Below are 15,155 nucleotides of genomic sequence, written 5' to 3'. Positions count from 1 at the left end.
TAGCAATACTTTGCATAAAAAACGCCCGATATCTACGGGCGTTTTTTATTGATCGTGCTGTTTATATTTATAGTGTTGTAGCAATCCTGTCAGCGCTGCATCCACTGGCCGTTAATCCCGCGGACATATTCCCCCGCACCGGCCCGGTTAACAAGTTTCTGCCCCGCCAGTTTGGCGACATCGTCAGTTGAAATATGATTTTTCTGCGCCACTTCCTGATATTTCTCAGCTCTGGCAATATTGATTTGCTCCACCAGCGCCAATGTTTCCGCATCTTTTTTCACCGGTGCCAAATAACCGCTCAGCGTTTCCCCCACCCGACCTTGCTGTTTTGCCTGCTCTAAGGTCAGGGCAAAAGCGGCAACACTAAACAACAAACTGCCGCTCAACACCAAGCAGCCCAGCATCACGCGCATCAACTTTTGTGTATCACCAATCCAGCCTGCAGTTTGCTTGTTCATTGTGGCCCCTTAAAATAGATTGGATTGATTTCTAAGCAAATTTTCCACATCCTTGTCCACTCTAATCTGGATTTCATGCTCAATCTTGACGTTCATATTGATAGTGATAGGTTTTTCTGGGGTGGCAACTTCAAGGCGTAGACAGCCGCTAAGCATAAAAATGCCCAGCACTATTGCTACAGGTTCCCATGTCAAGATCTTCATTCCTTCGCCCTCGCCGGTATAGATGTTGGTCGTAACGAAATAGTTTGCTGTAACCATTCTTGTAAATTGTCACCAAAACGTAGGCTGCGCCAGAGCTGGAAGACATTTTCCTCATGCTTGTAGTGCAGCACTATCTCTCGTTTTGAACTTTTTTGTGTATTAATACCATGAATCTTTGAACGCAAAGTCAATTGACCCAAGTTATCGAGGCTGACCGTGGCATAAGACTGGTAAATCTCCATATAGCGCAACCAATCAATCGCCGCACCGGCCACAAAATTACTCTCACTGATTGACTGGGTCAGGTCCGGATCCAAGCGCAGTGTCACTATACCATCATTAGCTATCCAACCATTGCGCACCAACCACTGCGGATTATTGAGATACAGTGGCAGCTCGCCATTCACTTTACCCGACATCGCCAGTTGCTTTGGTTGAAGAACAGTAAATAGCTCACTGAGATCAATGGCTTTTAATTTTAGCACTGCCGCATCATGCTGTGGCAAACGCAAAGCAGATAAACTCAAATGCCCTTTCAGAATATCCATGCCAACATTGCTTAAGGTCAATGGGGTTTGCTCTGAATAGGGATAAGTTCCCTGTAAGTCCGCCGTGATATTTTGCATTTCAAACAAATTAGTTATTGAGGCAATTCGCAGCATCACCGGATCTTTCGGCCCCAACTGCCAGTGATGATTTTTCAACCGATAAGACATCACAAAATCCAGCCCGCTCAGTTCGCCGTCTTTCAGCCACATACCTCCGTTGTTCACCACCCAATGGCCGCCAGCGGTAAAACCTTGCTCACGAGCAGCGGAAAATGCCGCTTGCGCATAAAGCTCACCATCGCGCAGCTTTATTCCCAACTCTTCAGAAATCAGCGGTTGGAATACTGTCAGCGACTGTTTTGGCCACCAACCATCACCGCGTAAGCGCTCGCCATCCCAGCGGCCACGTAGGGCAATCGGCCCAATGGCTTGTGCTTGTAAACTACCTTGCCACAAGAAGCTGTCGGGATCCCGGCCATTGAGTTGCAGCGACAGCACCGCAGGCGGTAAGTAGCCGCCACCATCACTGAAGGCCACTCTTTTCGCCCCCAATTCGAACCCAGCAATAAAGGCCGGATGATGATTATCTCGCTGCCAGGTCAGGGGTTTAACTAAGGTCAGCCGTGGCGCTTCGACCTTCACCAACCCATATTGCAGCCGGTCAAAACCGCTCGAGAGTTTATCAACGGTGATGAGTGTTCCTTGCCAGCGCCCTTCCCCCGCCATATCCCAACGGGCGGCCAAAGGTGGCAGGCGGCCATTGCCCCAGTAGCGCCATTGCCAGTCACCTTTATCGGGCCAAAACTCTTGTGCCTGGCCATCAAGATGCAGATTGAAATTCCCCCAATAGCTATCCTGCGCATCAACAATGGCCTGTAAACGGCCGGTGACACCGGCGGCGGTCACCTTCACCCCCGCTAGCGGCCAACGCGCATCTTTTATGTGCAGCTCCGGGGTCAGGTTACCATGCGCGCGCAGTAAAGCACCGGGATGTAACAGCCAGGTCGGATTCAATATCGAGCCACTGAGCAAGCCGGGAATAGTGGCATTCAGTATTATGTTTTCCAGATTAGCTTGCCCACTGAGCTGGAATTTTAACTCGCTGTTTATCAAGCTTAGATTGCCCGGCCCCAGGGTCAGGACGGCATTCCCTTTGCCATTTTTCCCCGAGGTAATGACATTCATTCGCGCCTCAATCGCGGTTTGATCCAACCCTTGATCCCAATCATACAAAGCCAGATTAATCCCGCCACTTAAGGGCTGCTGGGCATAGGGCCATTGCCATTGGCCGTTGGTTATCTGGATTTTGTTGGGCGCGATACGCCAAGGCAGGCGCGCCAGCGGCGAGTCATCACCGCGCTCTGTCAGCGTTAAAACGCCGTGGCGCTGTTGCCAACTCAAATTCAGTAATAGGGGTTTTGCCAGATAGCCGGTCGTCAACACACCGTCGAGCGCACCTTGTTCGGGCCAATCATCCAACGACAGCGGAATTTTAATCTTACCACTGAGTTCGAAAGGTTGCGGCGTGCCGGGAACCGCAATAGAGAATTGATGCAAGCTAAGTTGCTGTTGTTCATCAAGTGTGGCAGTAAAACTCAATTGCTGCCCCTGATAACGCAAGGTTTGGCTGAGCTTTTTAGGGTCAGGTGATGTGAGGGTGAGTTTACCGGCGTATTGCTGCCACGGCGTAATCTGCACATTGCCAATGCTCAGGTCAATCCCAGACAGTTGCTGCTGCCAATAAGCTAAATCTTGCGGCGCACTTTCCCCACTGCCAGATAATTGACTCAAACAAGCCGTGTCCACCGCGACACTATTCGCGCCTAACTGCCACCGCCCATGGCGATAACCCACACTCAATTGATCAATATTGGTCAGCGTACAGTTTTGTACCCGATAGCCTAATTGTGGCAGCCGCAATGCGCCATCGTGCCAAACCGGGGGGCTGGACAAGACGAGTTGGCTCCCTACGGGCAGCCAGTATTGGGCGATCTTTGGTAACCACTGCGGCAGTGTTTTCCATAATACTGTCAGAGAAATTGCGCTAATTAATAGCCACCAACCCACTCTTTTTGCGCATTGCTTCATGACTTACCTTGTATTATCACCAACCCGACATCCTGTGTGCTTTAATCACGCTAGTCTAAACTGCAATCTCAACACGCTAAACTGCTGCAAGATACCATAATAAATAACCGAGCTCTTGTAACTCACACTGAACTTCCGCCATTGAAAACAGCAATACAGACCTCACTTCATTGGCATAGGAAAGAGACAAGCGCGCTATTTAACGTATTATTGTGACAAATTGTATGATTTATTCAAATCTGTTAAATTGATCACAATATTTTGGCGGAGAAATCATGATGAAATTAGCCGTTTACAGTACTAAACAGTATGACCGTAAATACCTCGAATTGGTCAACAAAGATTTTGGCTTTGAATTAGAGTTTTTCGATTTTCTGTTAACCCCCAAAACAGCAAAGATGGCGGCGGGCTGTGATGCGGTGTGTATTTTCGTCAACGATGATGGTTGTCGCGCCACATTGGAAGAATTAGCCGCCGCGGGTGTTAAGATTCTGGCACTGCGCTGTGCGGGTTTTAATAATGTGGACTTGATTGCAGCCAAAGAACTGGGGATTCAAGTGGTGCGTGTACCGGCCTATTCACCTGAAGCCGTGGCTGAACATACCGTCGGTATGATGATGAGCCTCAATCGCCGTATTCACCGTGCTTATCAACGCACCCGCGATGCCAATTTCTCTCTCGAGGGGCTGATTGGTTTCAATATGCACGGCCGCACCGCGGGGATTATTGGCACCGGTAAAATTGGTGTCGCCACCATGCGCATTTTAAAAGGCTTTGGTATGCGCTTGTTGGCCTATGACCCGTACCCAAGCCAGGCGGCACTGGAACTGGGTGCCGAATATGTTGACCTTAAAACCCTGTATGCTGAATCCGATGTTATCTCACTGCATTGCCCGATGACCCCGGAAAATCATCATTTGCTCAATCAACAATCTTTTGAACAAATGAAAGACGGTGTGATGATAATCAACACTAGCCGCGGTGGTTTAATTGACTCTACCGCCGCAATTGATGCGCTAAAACAGCAAAAAATTGGCTCTCTCGGCATGGATGTGTATGAAAATGAACGTGATTTATTCTTTGAAGATAAATCCAATGACGTGATTCAAGATGATGTTTTCCGCCGTCTATCTTCATGCCACAACGTGTTATTTACCGGCCATCAGGCATTCCTGACCGAAGAGGCGCTGACCAGTATTTCGGCTACCACCATGCAGAATATTACCCAGTTGAAAAAAGGCGAACATTGCCCGAATATCATCACCGCTTAATGAGCCATGAATGTGCCAACCAGAGGGTGTTTTTACCGCACCCTCTGTATTTGGCGGGAAATAACATACTGAGTTTAGTGGCGTGTGAAATAGCACACTTTCATTTAGCAGCTAAGAATTTGGGTTAATTGATCCCAGCGGCTTATTATCAAGTGGCGGTATTGAATTTTCGTATACTGCCGTCAGTCAACGAGCCGGGCACGCGCCACGCATTAACGCCGATTCTTCGCAACGTTTGCCATCCGATAACTGGCACATCCCTACGCTAGTGCCGTTGAGCTGTTTGGCCACCGTCAACACTCCGCCCGCATTAGCACAATTAACCGCTGCTGGATTAGACATATCAATACGATGATGGACATTAGCACTGGTAGCTTGTTGCACCGGCTCGTCAGCATCATTATTATTTAAAGCGGTATCTGTCGGGTTATTGCTGCTGCAAGCGGCTAAAAAGAGCACAGCGCCGCCCACAAACCAAGATAATGCTTTCATTCTTTTGCTCCGGCATGAGGAATATATCGCTCTATGATGGGTTCATATAATAACTGTTATAATTAAAACACAACACAAATAAACAAAATACGCTAATTTAATTTAGTGTGGATTGGCGTGGATATATCAATCAGGGAAAAGAATCAAACACCTACCGTCGGTACAAAATAAAATGGGAATAATTATGATCACTGATTTACTACTCAGAATTACCCTAGCGGGTGCGGCCTGTATGAGATTGGTATTTATGGCACGATAGTGACGTTAGTCGTGCTAGAGATCTTCCGCCAGTTCAGCAATCGTTTTATCGGCGAGCATCATTTTATCTCGATTAAACTGCTCGCAGACAGCGTGCCACGGATTTTGCTCGCCATGCAAAAATGGCAATTGCAACCCACCAATCTGTCAGTCACCCATAAACCTGAAAAAGGTGAACACGATTGTGAACTCACGATGGAGGTCATGTTGCCACCTAAAAAAAGCCTTGATCAATTATATGAGAAATTATTGGCCGTCGAGGGAATACAGCAGGTCGATATTAAATAGCCAGATAATATGCACGACGGATTAACATTTCGTTTATCCCCTTTCCGCGTTATCGCTTAACTTATGATAACGCGGAAATTGAGATAATTAATGCATCGGTGTTTTTGACAGCAGGTTAATCACCAATACACCAGCAATAATCAATGTCATACCGGCAATCGCCGCCCAATCTAATTTTTGTTGATACATGAATGTCGCCGCCACGGACACCAACACAATCCCCAATCCAGACCAAATGGCATAAGCAATACCCAATGGCATGGTTTTCACCACCTGTGATAGCCCCCAAAAAGCGATGCCGTAGCCAATCACCACCACGATAGAGGGCATCAGGCGGGTAAAGCCATCGGAGGCTTTTAACATCGTGGTTGCCACCACTTCGGCAACAATCGCCATCATTAAATACATGAAACCACTCATTATCACTCTCTCATTTCAGTATTGAGGTCGATATTATGCTTGCCCGCGATTAAATGGTCATTAAATCTATTTACACTTCACAATTATTTCACAAACAAACTTAATTCCAGCGCAATAATTGCGCGCTGGGGTGCTGAGCAATATCGCCAAAAAGTAATAAATAGTTTTCTAATTGTAATAATTATTATCCGAAACCTACGATACCTTTTGCCCCGCGCTTTATCTTATTCATCACCTCACAGCTAAAGTGAGCGCCACACAAATGCGATAACTGACAAAATGACTCTCTGCTAGAGTTTACCTATTAGTTCAAATAGTCAGATAGTCGTCAGAGACACCCCAATTAACTCTTTTGTTCTCCGCATGACCAGCAATGTGAAGGTATAAATTAATGATAACAACTGATGGTAACAGTGCAGTCGCTTCTGTGGCTTATCGTGCCAGTGAAGTGATTGCTATCTACCCTATTACACCCAGCTCCACCATGGCTGAACAAGCCGATGCCTGGTCAGGTGATGGTAAAGTCAATATCTGGGGTGATGTTCCCCGCGTGGTTGAAATGCAGTCTGAGGGGGGAGCCATTGCCACTGTGCATGGCGCGCTGCAAACTGGGGCGCTATCGACCTCATTCACCTCCTCGCAGGGATTGCTGTTGATGATCCCAACACTGTACAAGCTGGCGGGCGAGCTGACACCGTTTGTCCTCCATGTCGCGGCCCGCACTATCGCCACCCATGCGCTCTCTATCTTTGGTGACCACTCTGATGTCATGGCGGTGCGCCAAACGGGCTGTGCGATGCTGTGTGCCAGCAGTGTGCAAGAAGCGCAAGATTTCGCCCTAATTTCTCAAGTGGCAACACTCAATAGCCGTATTCCATTTATTCATTTCTTTGATGGTTTCCGCACCTCACATGAAATCAATAAAATCGTGCCGCTCAGTGATGACACACTGCGCCAGTTACTGCCGCAACAGGGAATCGATGGCCACCGCAGCCGCGCCCTTTCACCGGATCATCCGGTGGTGCGCGGCACCTCAGCCAACCCAGACACTTATTTCCAATCGCGGGAAGCGACTAACCCTTGGTATGACCACACCTACCAACATGTTGCCGATGCCATGCAGGCGTTTGCTGCAGCCACCGGGCGGGAATATAAGCCGTTTGAATATTACGGTCACCCGCAGGCCGAGCGCGTTATCATTCTGATGGGGTCAGCCATTGGCACCTGTGAGGAAGTGATTGATAGCCTGCTCACTCGCGGGGAGAAAGTCGGCGTGCTGAAAGTGCGATTATTCCGCCCTTTCTCTGCTGAACATCTGCTAAGTGTCTTGCCGCAATCAGTCAGCAAAATTGCCGTGTTGGACCGCACCAAAGAGCCGGGCGCACTGGCCGAGCCACTTTATCTTGATGTCATGACAGCGCTGGCGGAGGCCTACAGTCGTGGCGAGCGGGCAACACTGCCGAAAGTCATCGGAGGCCGCTATGGCCTCTCTTCTAAAGAGTTTGGCCCCGACTGTGCTCTGGCGGTGTTCAAGGAATTGTCGCTTGAGCTGCCTCGCCCGCGCTTTACAGTGGGCATTTTCGATGACGTCACCGGGCTGTCGTTACCCTTGACGGATGAAAAGATCGCCCAACGCGCCACCTTGGAAGCGCTGTTTTATGGCCTGGGCAGTGACGGTTCGGTCTCGGCGACCAAAAATAACATCAAGATTATCGGCAATAGTACCTCACTGTATGCTCAGGGCTATTTTGTCTACGACTCGAAAAAAGCCGGTGGCCTGACCGTATCCCATTTACGGGTCAGCAAAACACCCATTAATTCGGCTTATTTGGTGAGTCAGGCTGATTTTGTCGGCTGCCACCAGTTGCAGTTTATTGATACCTACCAAATGGCGGAGCGCCTAAAACCGGGTGGTATTTTCCTGATTAATACCCCATTCAGTGCAGACGATATGTGGCAGCGCCTGCCACAAGAGGTTCAGGCGGTTCTGCATCAGCGCCATGCCCGCCTGTTTGTGATTAATGCGGCAAAAATTGCGCGTGAATGTAAGTTAGGTGCGCGCATCAATACCGTGATGCAAATGGCCTTCTTCCATCTGACGCAAATATTGCCAACTGCCATGGCGCAAGAACAATTACGCGCGGCGATTGAGCGCAGCTACAGTAATAAAGGGCCGGAAATTGTGACCCGCAACTGGCAAGCTCTTGCTGCCACGCTAGATGCATTGGTCGAGATCCCGCTGCAACCTATTGATGAAAACAGCCCCATGCGCCCGCCGATTGTCTCAGATCAAGCGCCTGATTTCGTCAAAACGGTCACGGCCACCATGCTAGCAGGGTTGGGTGATGCACTGCCGGTCTCGGCATTTCCGCCGGATGGCACCTGGCCGGTGGGCACCACACAATGGGAAAAACGGAATATTGCTGAAGATATTCCTATCTGGCAGCCGGACTTATGTACTCAGTGTAATCACTGTGTAGCAGCCTGCCCGCACTCCGCCATACGGGCGAAAGTTGTCCAACCTGACGCCATGTCCAGTGCGCCAGACAGCTTACAATCGCTGGATGTGAAAGCCCGCGATATGCGAGGTCAAAAGTATGTCTTGCAAGTCGCACCTGAAGATTGCACCGGATGCAACCTTTGCTATGAAGTTTGCCCGGCGAAAGACCGACAGGCTCCTGAAATCAAAGCCATTAATATGAAGCCGCGGTTGGAACATCTGGTGGAAGAAAAAGCCCACTATGATTTCTTCCTCAGCTTGCCAGAAATCGACAAAACCCAGATGGAGCGCATCGACATCCGCACTTCACAGTTGATTTCACCGCTGTTTGAGTATTCTGGGGCTTGCTCCGGTTGTGGTGAAACGCCGTATATAAAATTGCTCACTCAGTTGTATGGCGACCGCTTATTAATAGCCAATGCCACCGGGTGCTCTTCAATCTATGGCGGCAATCTGCCCACCACCCCTTATACCACCAACGCGGATGGCCGTGGCCCAGCCTGGGCAAATTCACTGTTCGAAGATAATGCCGAGTTTGGTTTAGGTTTCCGCTTGACCGTTGACCAACATCGCCAACGTGTCACTCGCTTAATCAATCAACTGGCACCACAGCTGCCACCGGAGCTGGTTGAGCAATTACTTAATGAGGATGCGACACCTGAAGTCCGCCGTGAACAAGTCAAGCAGCTGCGCCAGTTGCTGGCAGGGATGGCGGGGAATGATGCTCAACAATTAGCCACCGATGCGGATTATCTGGTGGATAAATCCATTTGGTTGATTGGCGGTGACGGTTGGGCCTATGACATCGGATTCGGCGGCTTAGACCATGTGCTTAGCTTGACCGAAAACGTCAATGTCCTGGTGCTCGATACCCAATGCTACTCCAACACCGGGGGGCAGCAATCCAAAGCGACGCCACTCGGGGCCGTGACCAAGTTTGGCGAACACGGCAAACGTAAGGCACGCAAAGATTTAGGCGTCAGTATGATGATGTACGGCCATGTATATGTCGCGCAAATTTCACTGGGCGCGCAACTCAACCAAACGGTGAAAGCCATTCAGGAAGCGGAAGCCTACCCTGGCCCATCGCTGATTATCGCTTACAGCCCTTGTGAAGAGCACGGCTATGATTTGGCCTACAGTCATGACCAAATGAAACAATTAACCGCCACCGGTTTCTGGCCGCTGTATCGTTTCGACCCGCGTCGTAGCGATGAGGGCAAAGTGGCTTTAGCACTGGATTCGCGCCCACCAAGCAGTGATTTGACCACCACATTACTCAATGAACAGCGCTTTAGACGGCTTAACACCCAAGAGCCCGAAGTGGCGGCACAGTTGTATGCGGCGGCGGAGAAAGATCTCAAAAAACGCTATGACTTCCTGAGCTTATTGGCGGGTAAAACGGAAAAAGCCCCTGCGGAGTAACCGCTTAAATTACTATACAAGGCCGCCAAGCCAGTCAATTGACTGGCTTGGCGTGAATAGTGGATGAATAATTTATTACTTAATAAAATTTTAGTCGCTGCTGTTTATGATGGTTAATTGAGAATTGGATATTTTTATTATGGCACTAATTATGATTTCGGATGTGGGGCTTGACAAACTGAGGCGGAATATACAAATCCAAACCTAAGTTACCACAATACTCTCTAAACATATTTAAACTGTTAACGCCCGCCTTTTCGTAGATCATTCTTAATTTATTTTCTATTGTCCTGGGGGATAAAAAAAGCCTTTCGGCTACCATTTTAGCGGTCATGGGTTGTAGTATAAAAAAGATTATCTCAAGTTCTTTTTCATTGAACAGGTCTGTTGGCGGGGTCAGTGTTAATACTGAGGGGCTGCGGTGGTCTACATATTGGGAAAGAGAAATAAAATTTAATTTGCTGGCGTTTGTTAATGTTCCTATACATTCACCAATCTTATTGTAAATAGGAAACCTAGGTAAATAGTAGGGCTCTAATATTCTATCTCGGCCATAAAAGTGGGTGGAAATAATAGCCACGCGCTTGCCACTTTTTTCCGCTTTTCGATCATTAGCCTGATATTGTTCAGCAAATTCCGCCCAATCCGCCGGGCATTCGTTATCTAATCGGCCCTCAATATCAAAGTCAGCGGGAAGATTTAAAAAGTCTAAACCCGCTTGATTAACATACACATAGCGCGACTGGCAATCTCTCACCACCCAAGGTTCATGACTGTATTCCATGACGGAAATCAGTGGGAGTGAATCCAACGACTCCACAATGACATTTTTTGCTTCTACCGGGGGATTTTGTTTTTTTTCATCCATGATCAACTCTGCCTCCCTATTTTGTTATTACCAACATAAAGTGAATTTGACGATTGGAATTTGGTAATTGAGTGTTACCTTGTAAACCTACTCCACCGGGCGCGCGAATTCAAGCGTAAAGACTGCCAACGGTTTGCCTTTTTAGCTGCGCAATACGCTAACCCGCGATAAAGAGTGATATTCATTACCCATGTATCTAAATTTAGAATATCTATAGAGTCACTCCCTGCGTTATTTTCAATGCTCAATGACAAGGAAGATATGATGAATATGAAAAATTGGATGTCCCATATTAGTGATACACAGTTATTAAGCCAACTTTCTATTCTCGGCACTCATGATTCTGCTTCGTTTCGATCAAATGTATTTGGTGCTGGATTTACAAAAACACAATCATGGAATATAAGAGAACAACTTGAAAATGGTGTCAGATTTTTAGATGCCAGGTGTCGCCTTATTAATGATGTATTTACCATGCACCACGGTGCCGTTTTTCTCAAGCAGCAGTTTGGTGATGTGCTCAATACGTGTATTGACTTCCTAAATAAAAACCCCTCTGAATTTATTTTGTTATCAGTTAAACAGGAACATACCACGGAAAATAGCACTAAAAGTTTTCACCGCGTTATGCGCAATAAATATATTGAACCGCATAGTGAAATATTTTATTTAGGAAATAACAACCCTAACATTTTGGATATCAGAGGAAAGATAGTCTTATTACGACGTTATTCCGGTGACAACATCGGCATTGATGTCTCTCATTGGATGGATGATACAACCTTTAGAATTAAAAATGGTGATTTTAATATCTATATCCAAGATGATTACGATGGTTATACCGCACTCAGTATCAATTTTAAAAGAAAGTTTGTTGCGAGTTTACTTAACGATGCGAAAAAAAATCGCCCCAATGATATGTATATTAATTTTATCAGTGTATCTGGGATGTTGACACCGTATAGCGGTGCCAGAGGCCATCATTTAATAGATGGAATGAACATTTGGTTTTGCAAACAATACCGCGAAAAGCAAAAAATGGGCATTATCGTCGCCGATTTTGTTGATATTGAGGATGGGGCAATTATTAAAACCGTAGTAAATTCAAATAACTTTATATAAGCCATTATCTTGACCGGCATTAAAAAAGGCTAATTCATAGATTAAAACACTAATATATACGCTTATTGAATGATAAACTTGCTCGATAGCAACATAGCTCCGTCATGCCCCCAATTGAATATGAGTCACGAAGAAATGCAAGAGAAACAAGTGGTTAACCAAAAAGAACAATACAATTTGAACAAATTACAGAAACGCCTGCGCCGCAATGTGGGTCAGGCGATTGCTGATTTTAATATGATTGAAGAAGGTGACCGCGTGATGGTCTGCCTCTCAGGCGGCAAAGACAGCTATACCATGTTGGATATTTTGCAAAACCTGCAAAAAAGTGCGCCGATTAATTTTACCCTTATTGCGGTTAATCTGGATCAAAAACAGCCTGGCTTCCCCGAGGATATCCTGCCGGCTTATCTAGAGAAACAAGGTGTTGAATACCAGATTGTTGAAGAAAATACCTATGGGATTGTCAAAGATATTATTCCCGAGGGGAAAACCACCTGCTCACTTTGCTCACGCCTGCGCCGGGGGATTTTATACCGCACCGCAACAGAGTTAGGGGCGACCAAAATTGCGCTCGGTCACCACCGTGATGATATTTTGCAAACCCTGTTCCTCAATATGTTCTATGGTGGGAAACTGAAAGGTATGCCGCCAAAATTGATGAGCGATGATGGCAAACATGTGGTTATCCGCCCACTGGCTTACTGTCGTGAAAAAGACATTGAACGTTTCGCTGTTGCCAGAGAGTACCCCATCATTCCTTGTAACTTATGCGGTTCACAGCCCAATCTGCAGCGGCAGGTGATTAAAGATATGCTGCGCGATTGGGATAAACAGTATCCGGGGCGAATCGAAACCATGTTTAGCGCCATGCAAAATGTGGTGCCGTCACATTTAAATGACCACAGGTTATTTGATTTCAAAAGTATCACTCATAACAGTGAAATTGTGGACGGGGGAGACTTGGCTTTTGATCGTGAAGAACTGCCACTGCAACCTGTTGGCTGGCAACCAGAAGATGATGAAGACCTTGAAAAGCCAGCGCTGGTTCGCCTTGATGTGCTGGAAATCAAATAAACCACGCCCAGTGTCGCCTCTTACCATCAGGGTTTAGAGGCGATATTCCGTGGTGCCCTATCCGGCGTTTTCACTCAAAAAATCCAAAAAAAAATGCCGATGTTGAGATAACATCGGCATCGTAACAATTATGTGCTATGCAGTAATTCAAAATAAAAGTATTACAAATATGGAGCGCAACGCCCATCGCTTGACGTTGCATTCACCTGCAAAGTGATAATGCCTGAGTCATCACCATCAATTCTTGATATCGCTCAATTTTGCAGTGATTAGCCCAATATCTGGCACACTCTTTTACTCAGTGGGCGGCCACTCACTACAGCCATTTACTGTGTTTTAACCACCACGCAACCGCTAATATCAACACCACTAACATTAAACAAAATGCTGTAAAACCAAAAGAATAGGTATTCCCAGGAATCCCACCGAGGTTAACACCAAATAGGCCGGTCAAAAAAGTAGTGGGTAAAAACACCATCGCCAACAGTGACATAGTATAGGTGCGCCGGTTCATGGCATCAGCCATTAGCGAGCTAATCTCATCAGACAGCACCGCGGTGCGAGCAATACTGGCGTCTAAATCCTCTAAGCCACGCCCCAGACGCTCAGAGATTTCCTGCATACGACGCCGGTCATCATCATTCATCCACGGCAGGCGCTCACTGGCCAGACGCGAGAAAACATCCCGCTGTGGGGCCATATATCGCCGCAACACAATCAACTGTTTACGCAGCAATGCCATCTGGCCACGTTGTGGAATTTTCTGCTCCAGTAAATCATCTTCAAGATCGATAATTTTATCATGCAGATCTTCAATAAATTCATTGGTATGGTCAGTCAAACCATCAACTATCTCCACCAGCCAACTGCCGCTGTTAGTTGGGCCCGTGCCAGTTTGTAAATCGTTCAATACCGCATCGATAGAATACACTTTGCGGTGTCGGGTTGAGATAATGAGCTTATCCGTCATATAAACCCGGATGGTAACTAGCTGGTCAGGGCGGGAATCATTATTAAAATTGATACCTCGCAGCGTTATCATCGTGCCTTCACCCAAGCGGCTCACTTTCGGGCGCACACTTTCCCCTGCAAGGCCATCCCGAACAGCCTCGGGCAGCAATGAGGTATTCTGTATCCAGGCGGCACTTTCCGGGTGAGTGTAATCCAGATGCAGCCAGCAAGGTTGCTCCGCAGTTGCGATGGTATCGGCACTGATTGCTGTTACCCCCCCTTTGCCATCAAGTTGATAAGCATAAACGGCATCAGAGACTTGGAGTGCTTTTCCTTCAACGAGATCCACGGCAACATCCTCTATTTTATTATTTATTATGCAATTAGCTTAGTGTAGCGCCCACCACTCAATCTTTAAAGGTGAGAAAGAGTCATGCCAGATACATTCACTGCAAGCTTTAGAACAGTAAGGCTTATAACTTTAGCCGTGGAGTTAAGGATAAATAATGATAAAAGCACAAGGTGCATTAAAGCTTTGGGGTACAATTTTTGCGAGTTATCAACATTATATATTCAAGGGATATTGATTATGAAAACCAACCTCATGACGTTAATGAAAGCTCTGATTGGTGGCGCAGGCGCAGGATTTGCATTTACCGGTGGCTTGTCGTTTTTAGTTCCCGCATTGACGGTGACAACATCGCTGGCATTTACATTTTCTGCAATTGGGAGCGTATTAATTGCCGGTATTTATCTCAGCAAAGTTTGGTGAGCTAAATTGCAGTCACTATCTCCCCACTGGTACTCACCACAGACGACTGATGAATTAACGAAATTTTACTGCATTATCTGTGTTTCTTACATGTTGGTGCATATAGCATGGGATTGTATTTCCAAAAAAACACCGCCATTTTCATTGGAAAACCTACAATACAAGCTTAATGAGTTATATTCATCATCAACATTTGCCACAAGTATATTCTTTTTTGTGATGATTTTAGATATCAACAATCCACTAAGAACATCAGATGCTTTTATATTCCCACTAATAGTCGCATCATTGACTGGGTTAATGATATCTATATCAGCAATTGTTCCTAAACGCCGCGGTCATAAATAGCCACTGAGTTTATATATTATCATCATAAAAATAACCCGCCACTGATGCTGGCGGATTATATT

General features: G+C 46.7%; 12 protein-coding genes and 1 pseudogene. 6 read left to right on the top strand and 7 right to left on the bottom strand.

Annotation, left to right across the window (positions count from 1 at the left end; translation table 11 throughout):
- Nucleotides 1–89: 89 nt before the first annotated feature.
- The 3 genes from D5F51_RS08370 to D5F51_RS08360 are packed head-to-tail and all read right to left on the bottom strand — an operon-like array spanning nucleotide 90 to nucleotide 3,301.
- A complete protein-coding gene (locus D5F51_RS08370; protein ID WP_129196126.1) occupies nucleotides 90–461 on the bottom strand; it encodes a YdbL family probable chaperone protein in 372 nt (123 codons plus the stop codon).
- Between the two features lie 9 nt (nucleotides 462–470).
- Entirely contained in the window at nucleotides 471–665 is a 195-nt protein-coding gene (locus D5F51_RS08365) for a YnbE family lipoprotein (protein ID WP_025378324.1), read from the bottom strand.
- Nucleotides 662–3,301, bottom strand: a complete 2,640-nt coding sequence (locus D5F51_RS08360; RefSeq protein ID WP_129196125.1) for a YdbH family protein — start codon at nucleotides 3,299–3,301, stop codon at nucleotides 662–664. The genes D5F51_RS08365 and D5F51_RS08360 overlap by 4 nt, the downstream gene beginning before the upstream one ends.
- 278 nt (nucleotides 3,302–3,579) lie before the next feature.
- On the opposite strand from D5F51_RS08360, the gene D5F51_RS08355 reads away from it, so the two are divergent.
- Nucleotides 3,580–4,572 carry a 2-hydroxyacid dehydrogenase gene (locus D5F51_RS08355; protein ID WP_025378326.1) on the top strand — a complete coding sequence of 331 codons (993 nt, stop codon included), beginning with the start codon at nucleotides 3,580–3,582 and terminating at the stop codon, nucleotides 4,570–4,572.
- A gap of 186 nt (nucleotides 4,573–4,758) precedes the next feature.
- On the opposite strand, the gene D5F51_RS08350 is transcribed toward D5F51_RS08355, so the two are convergent.
- Nucleotides 4,759–5,064 (bottom strand): putative hemolysin, encoded by a 306-nt coding sequence (locus D5F51_RS08350; RefSeq protein ID WP_025378327.1) that lies wholly within the window; start codon nucleotides 5,062–5,064, stop codon nucleotides 4,759–4,761.
- 219 nt (nucleotides 5,065–5,283) lie between these two features.
- Between D5F51_RS08350 and D5F51_RS08345 the strand changes: the two are divergent.
- Nucleotides 5,284–5,610: pseudogene (locus D5F51_RS08345) on the top strand (MgtC/SapB family protein); the annotation flags it as partial.
- A gap of 87 nt (nucleotides 5,611–5,697) precedes the next feature.
- Here D5F51_RS08345 and D5F51_RS08340 read toward each other — a convergent pair.
- Nucleotides 5,698–6,030, bottom strand: coding sequence for a DMT family transporter (locus tag D5F51_RS08340; RefSeq protein ID WP_025378329.1), 333 nt, complete (start codon nucleotides 6,028–6,030; stop codon nucleotides 5,698–5,700).
- A 391-nt stretch (nucleotides 6,031–6,421) separates the two neighbouring features.
- Here D5F51_RS08340 and nifJ point away from each other — a divergent pair, with 391 nt between their 5' ends.
- The gene (gene nifJ / locus D5F51_RS08335; protein ID WP_129196124.1) at nucleotides 6,422–9,955 is read left to right on the top strand and encodes a pyruvate:ferredoxin (flavodoxin) oxidoreductase; all 3,534 of its coding nucleotides are present in this window, start codon (nucleotides 6,422–6,424) and stop codon (nucleotides 9,953–9,955) included.
- Nucleotides 9,956–10,100: 145 nt separating this feature from the next.
- Here the strand turns inward: nifJ and D5F51_RS08330 are convergent, their stop codons facing one another.
- A complete protein-coding gene (locus D5F51_RS08330; RefSeq protein ID WP_129196123.1) occupies nucleotides 10,101–10,823 on the bottom strand; it encodes a helix-turn-helix transcriptional regulator in 723 nt (240 codons plus the stop codon).
- Between the two features lie 261 nt (nucleotides 10,824–11,084).
- Here D5F51_RS08330 and D5F51_RS08325 point away from each other — a divergent pair, with 261 nt between their 5' ends.
- Both D5F51_RS08325 and ttcA read left to right on the top strand, forming a co-directional pair.
- Nucleotides 11,085–11,945 carry a phosphatidylinositol-specific phospholipase C gene (locus D5F51_RS08325; RefSeq protein WP_245994915.1) on the top strand — a complete coding sequence of 287 codons (861 nt, stop codon included), beginning with the start codon at nucleotides 11,085–11,087 and terminating at the stop codon, nucleotides 11,943–11,945.
- A gap of 135 nt (nucleotides 11,946–12,080) precedes the next feature.
- Nucleotides 12,081–13,022: a tRNA 2-thiocytidine(32) synthetase TtcA gene (gene ttcA, locus D5F51_RS08320; protein ID WP_025378333.1), complete on the top strand. Its 942-nt coding sequence runs from the start codon at nucleotides 12,081–12,083 to the stop codon at nucleotides 13,020–13,022.
- A gap of 316 nt (nucleotides 13,023–13,338) precedes the next feature.
- On the opposite strand, the gene zntB is transcribed toward ttcA, so the two are convergent.
- Nucleotides 13,339–14,322: a zinc transporter ZntB gene (gene zntB / locus D5F51_RS08315; RefSeq protein WP_129196122.1), complete on the bottom strand. Its 984-nt coding sequence runs from the start codon at nucleotides 14,320–14,322 to the stop codon at nucleotides 13,339–13,341.
- A gap of 240 nt (nucleotides 14,323–14,562) precedes the next feature.
- On the opposite strand from zntB, the gene D5F51_RS08310 reads away from it, so the two are divergent.
- Nucleotides 14,563–14,745 (top strand): hypothetical protein, encoded by a 183-nt coding sequence (locus tag D5F51_RS08310; RefSeq protein WP_025378334.1) that lies wholly within the window; start codon nucleotides 14,563–14,565, stop codon nucleotides 14,743–14,745.
- The last annotated feature ends 410 nt before the right edge of the window (nucleotides 14,746–15,155 follow it).

Source organism: Yersinia hibernica (assembly GCF_004124235.1).
Classification (GTDB): Bacteria; Pseudomonadota; Gammaproteobacteria; order Enterobacterales; family Enterobacteriaceae; genus Yersinia; species Yersinia hibernica.
This window is presented reverse-complemented; position numbering and strand designations above follow the sequence as displayed.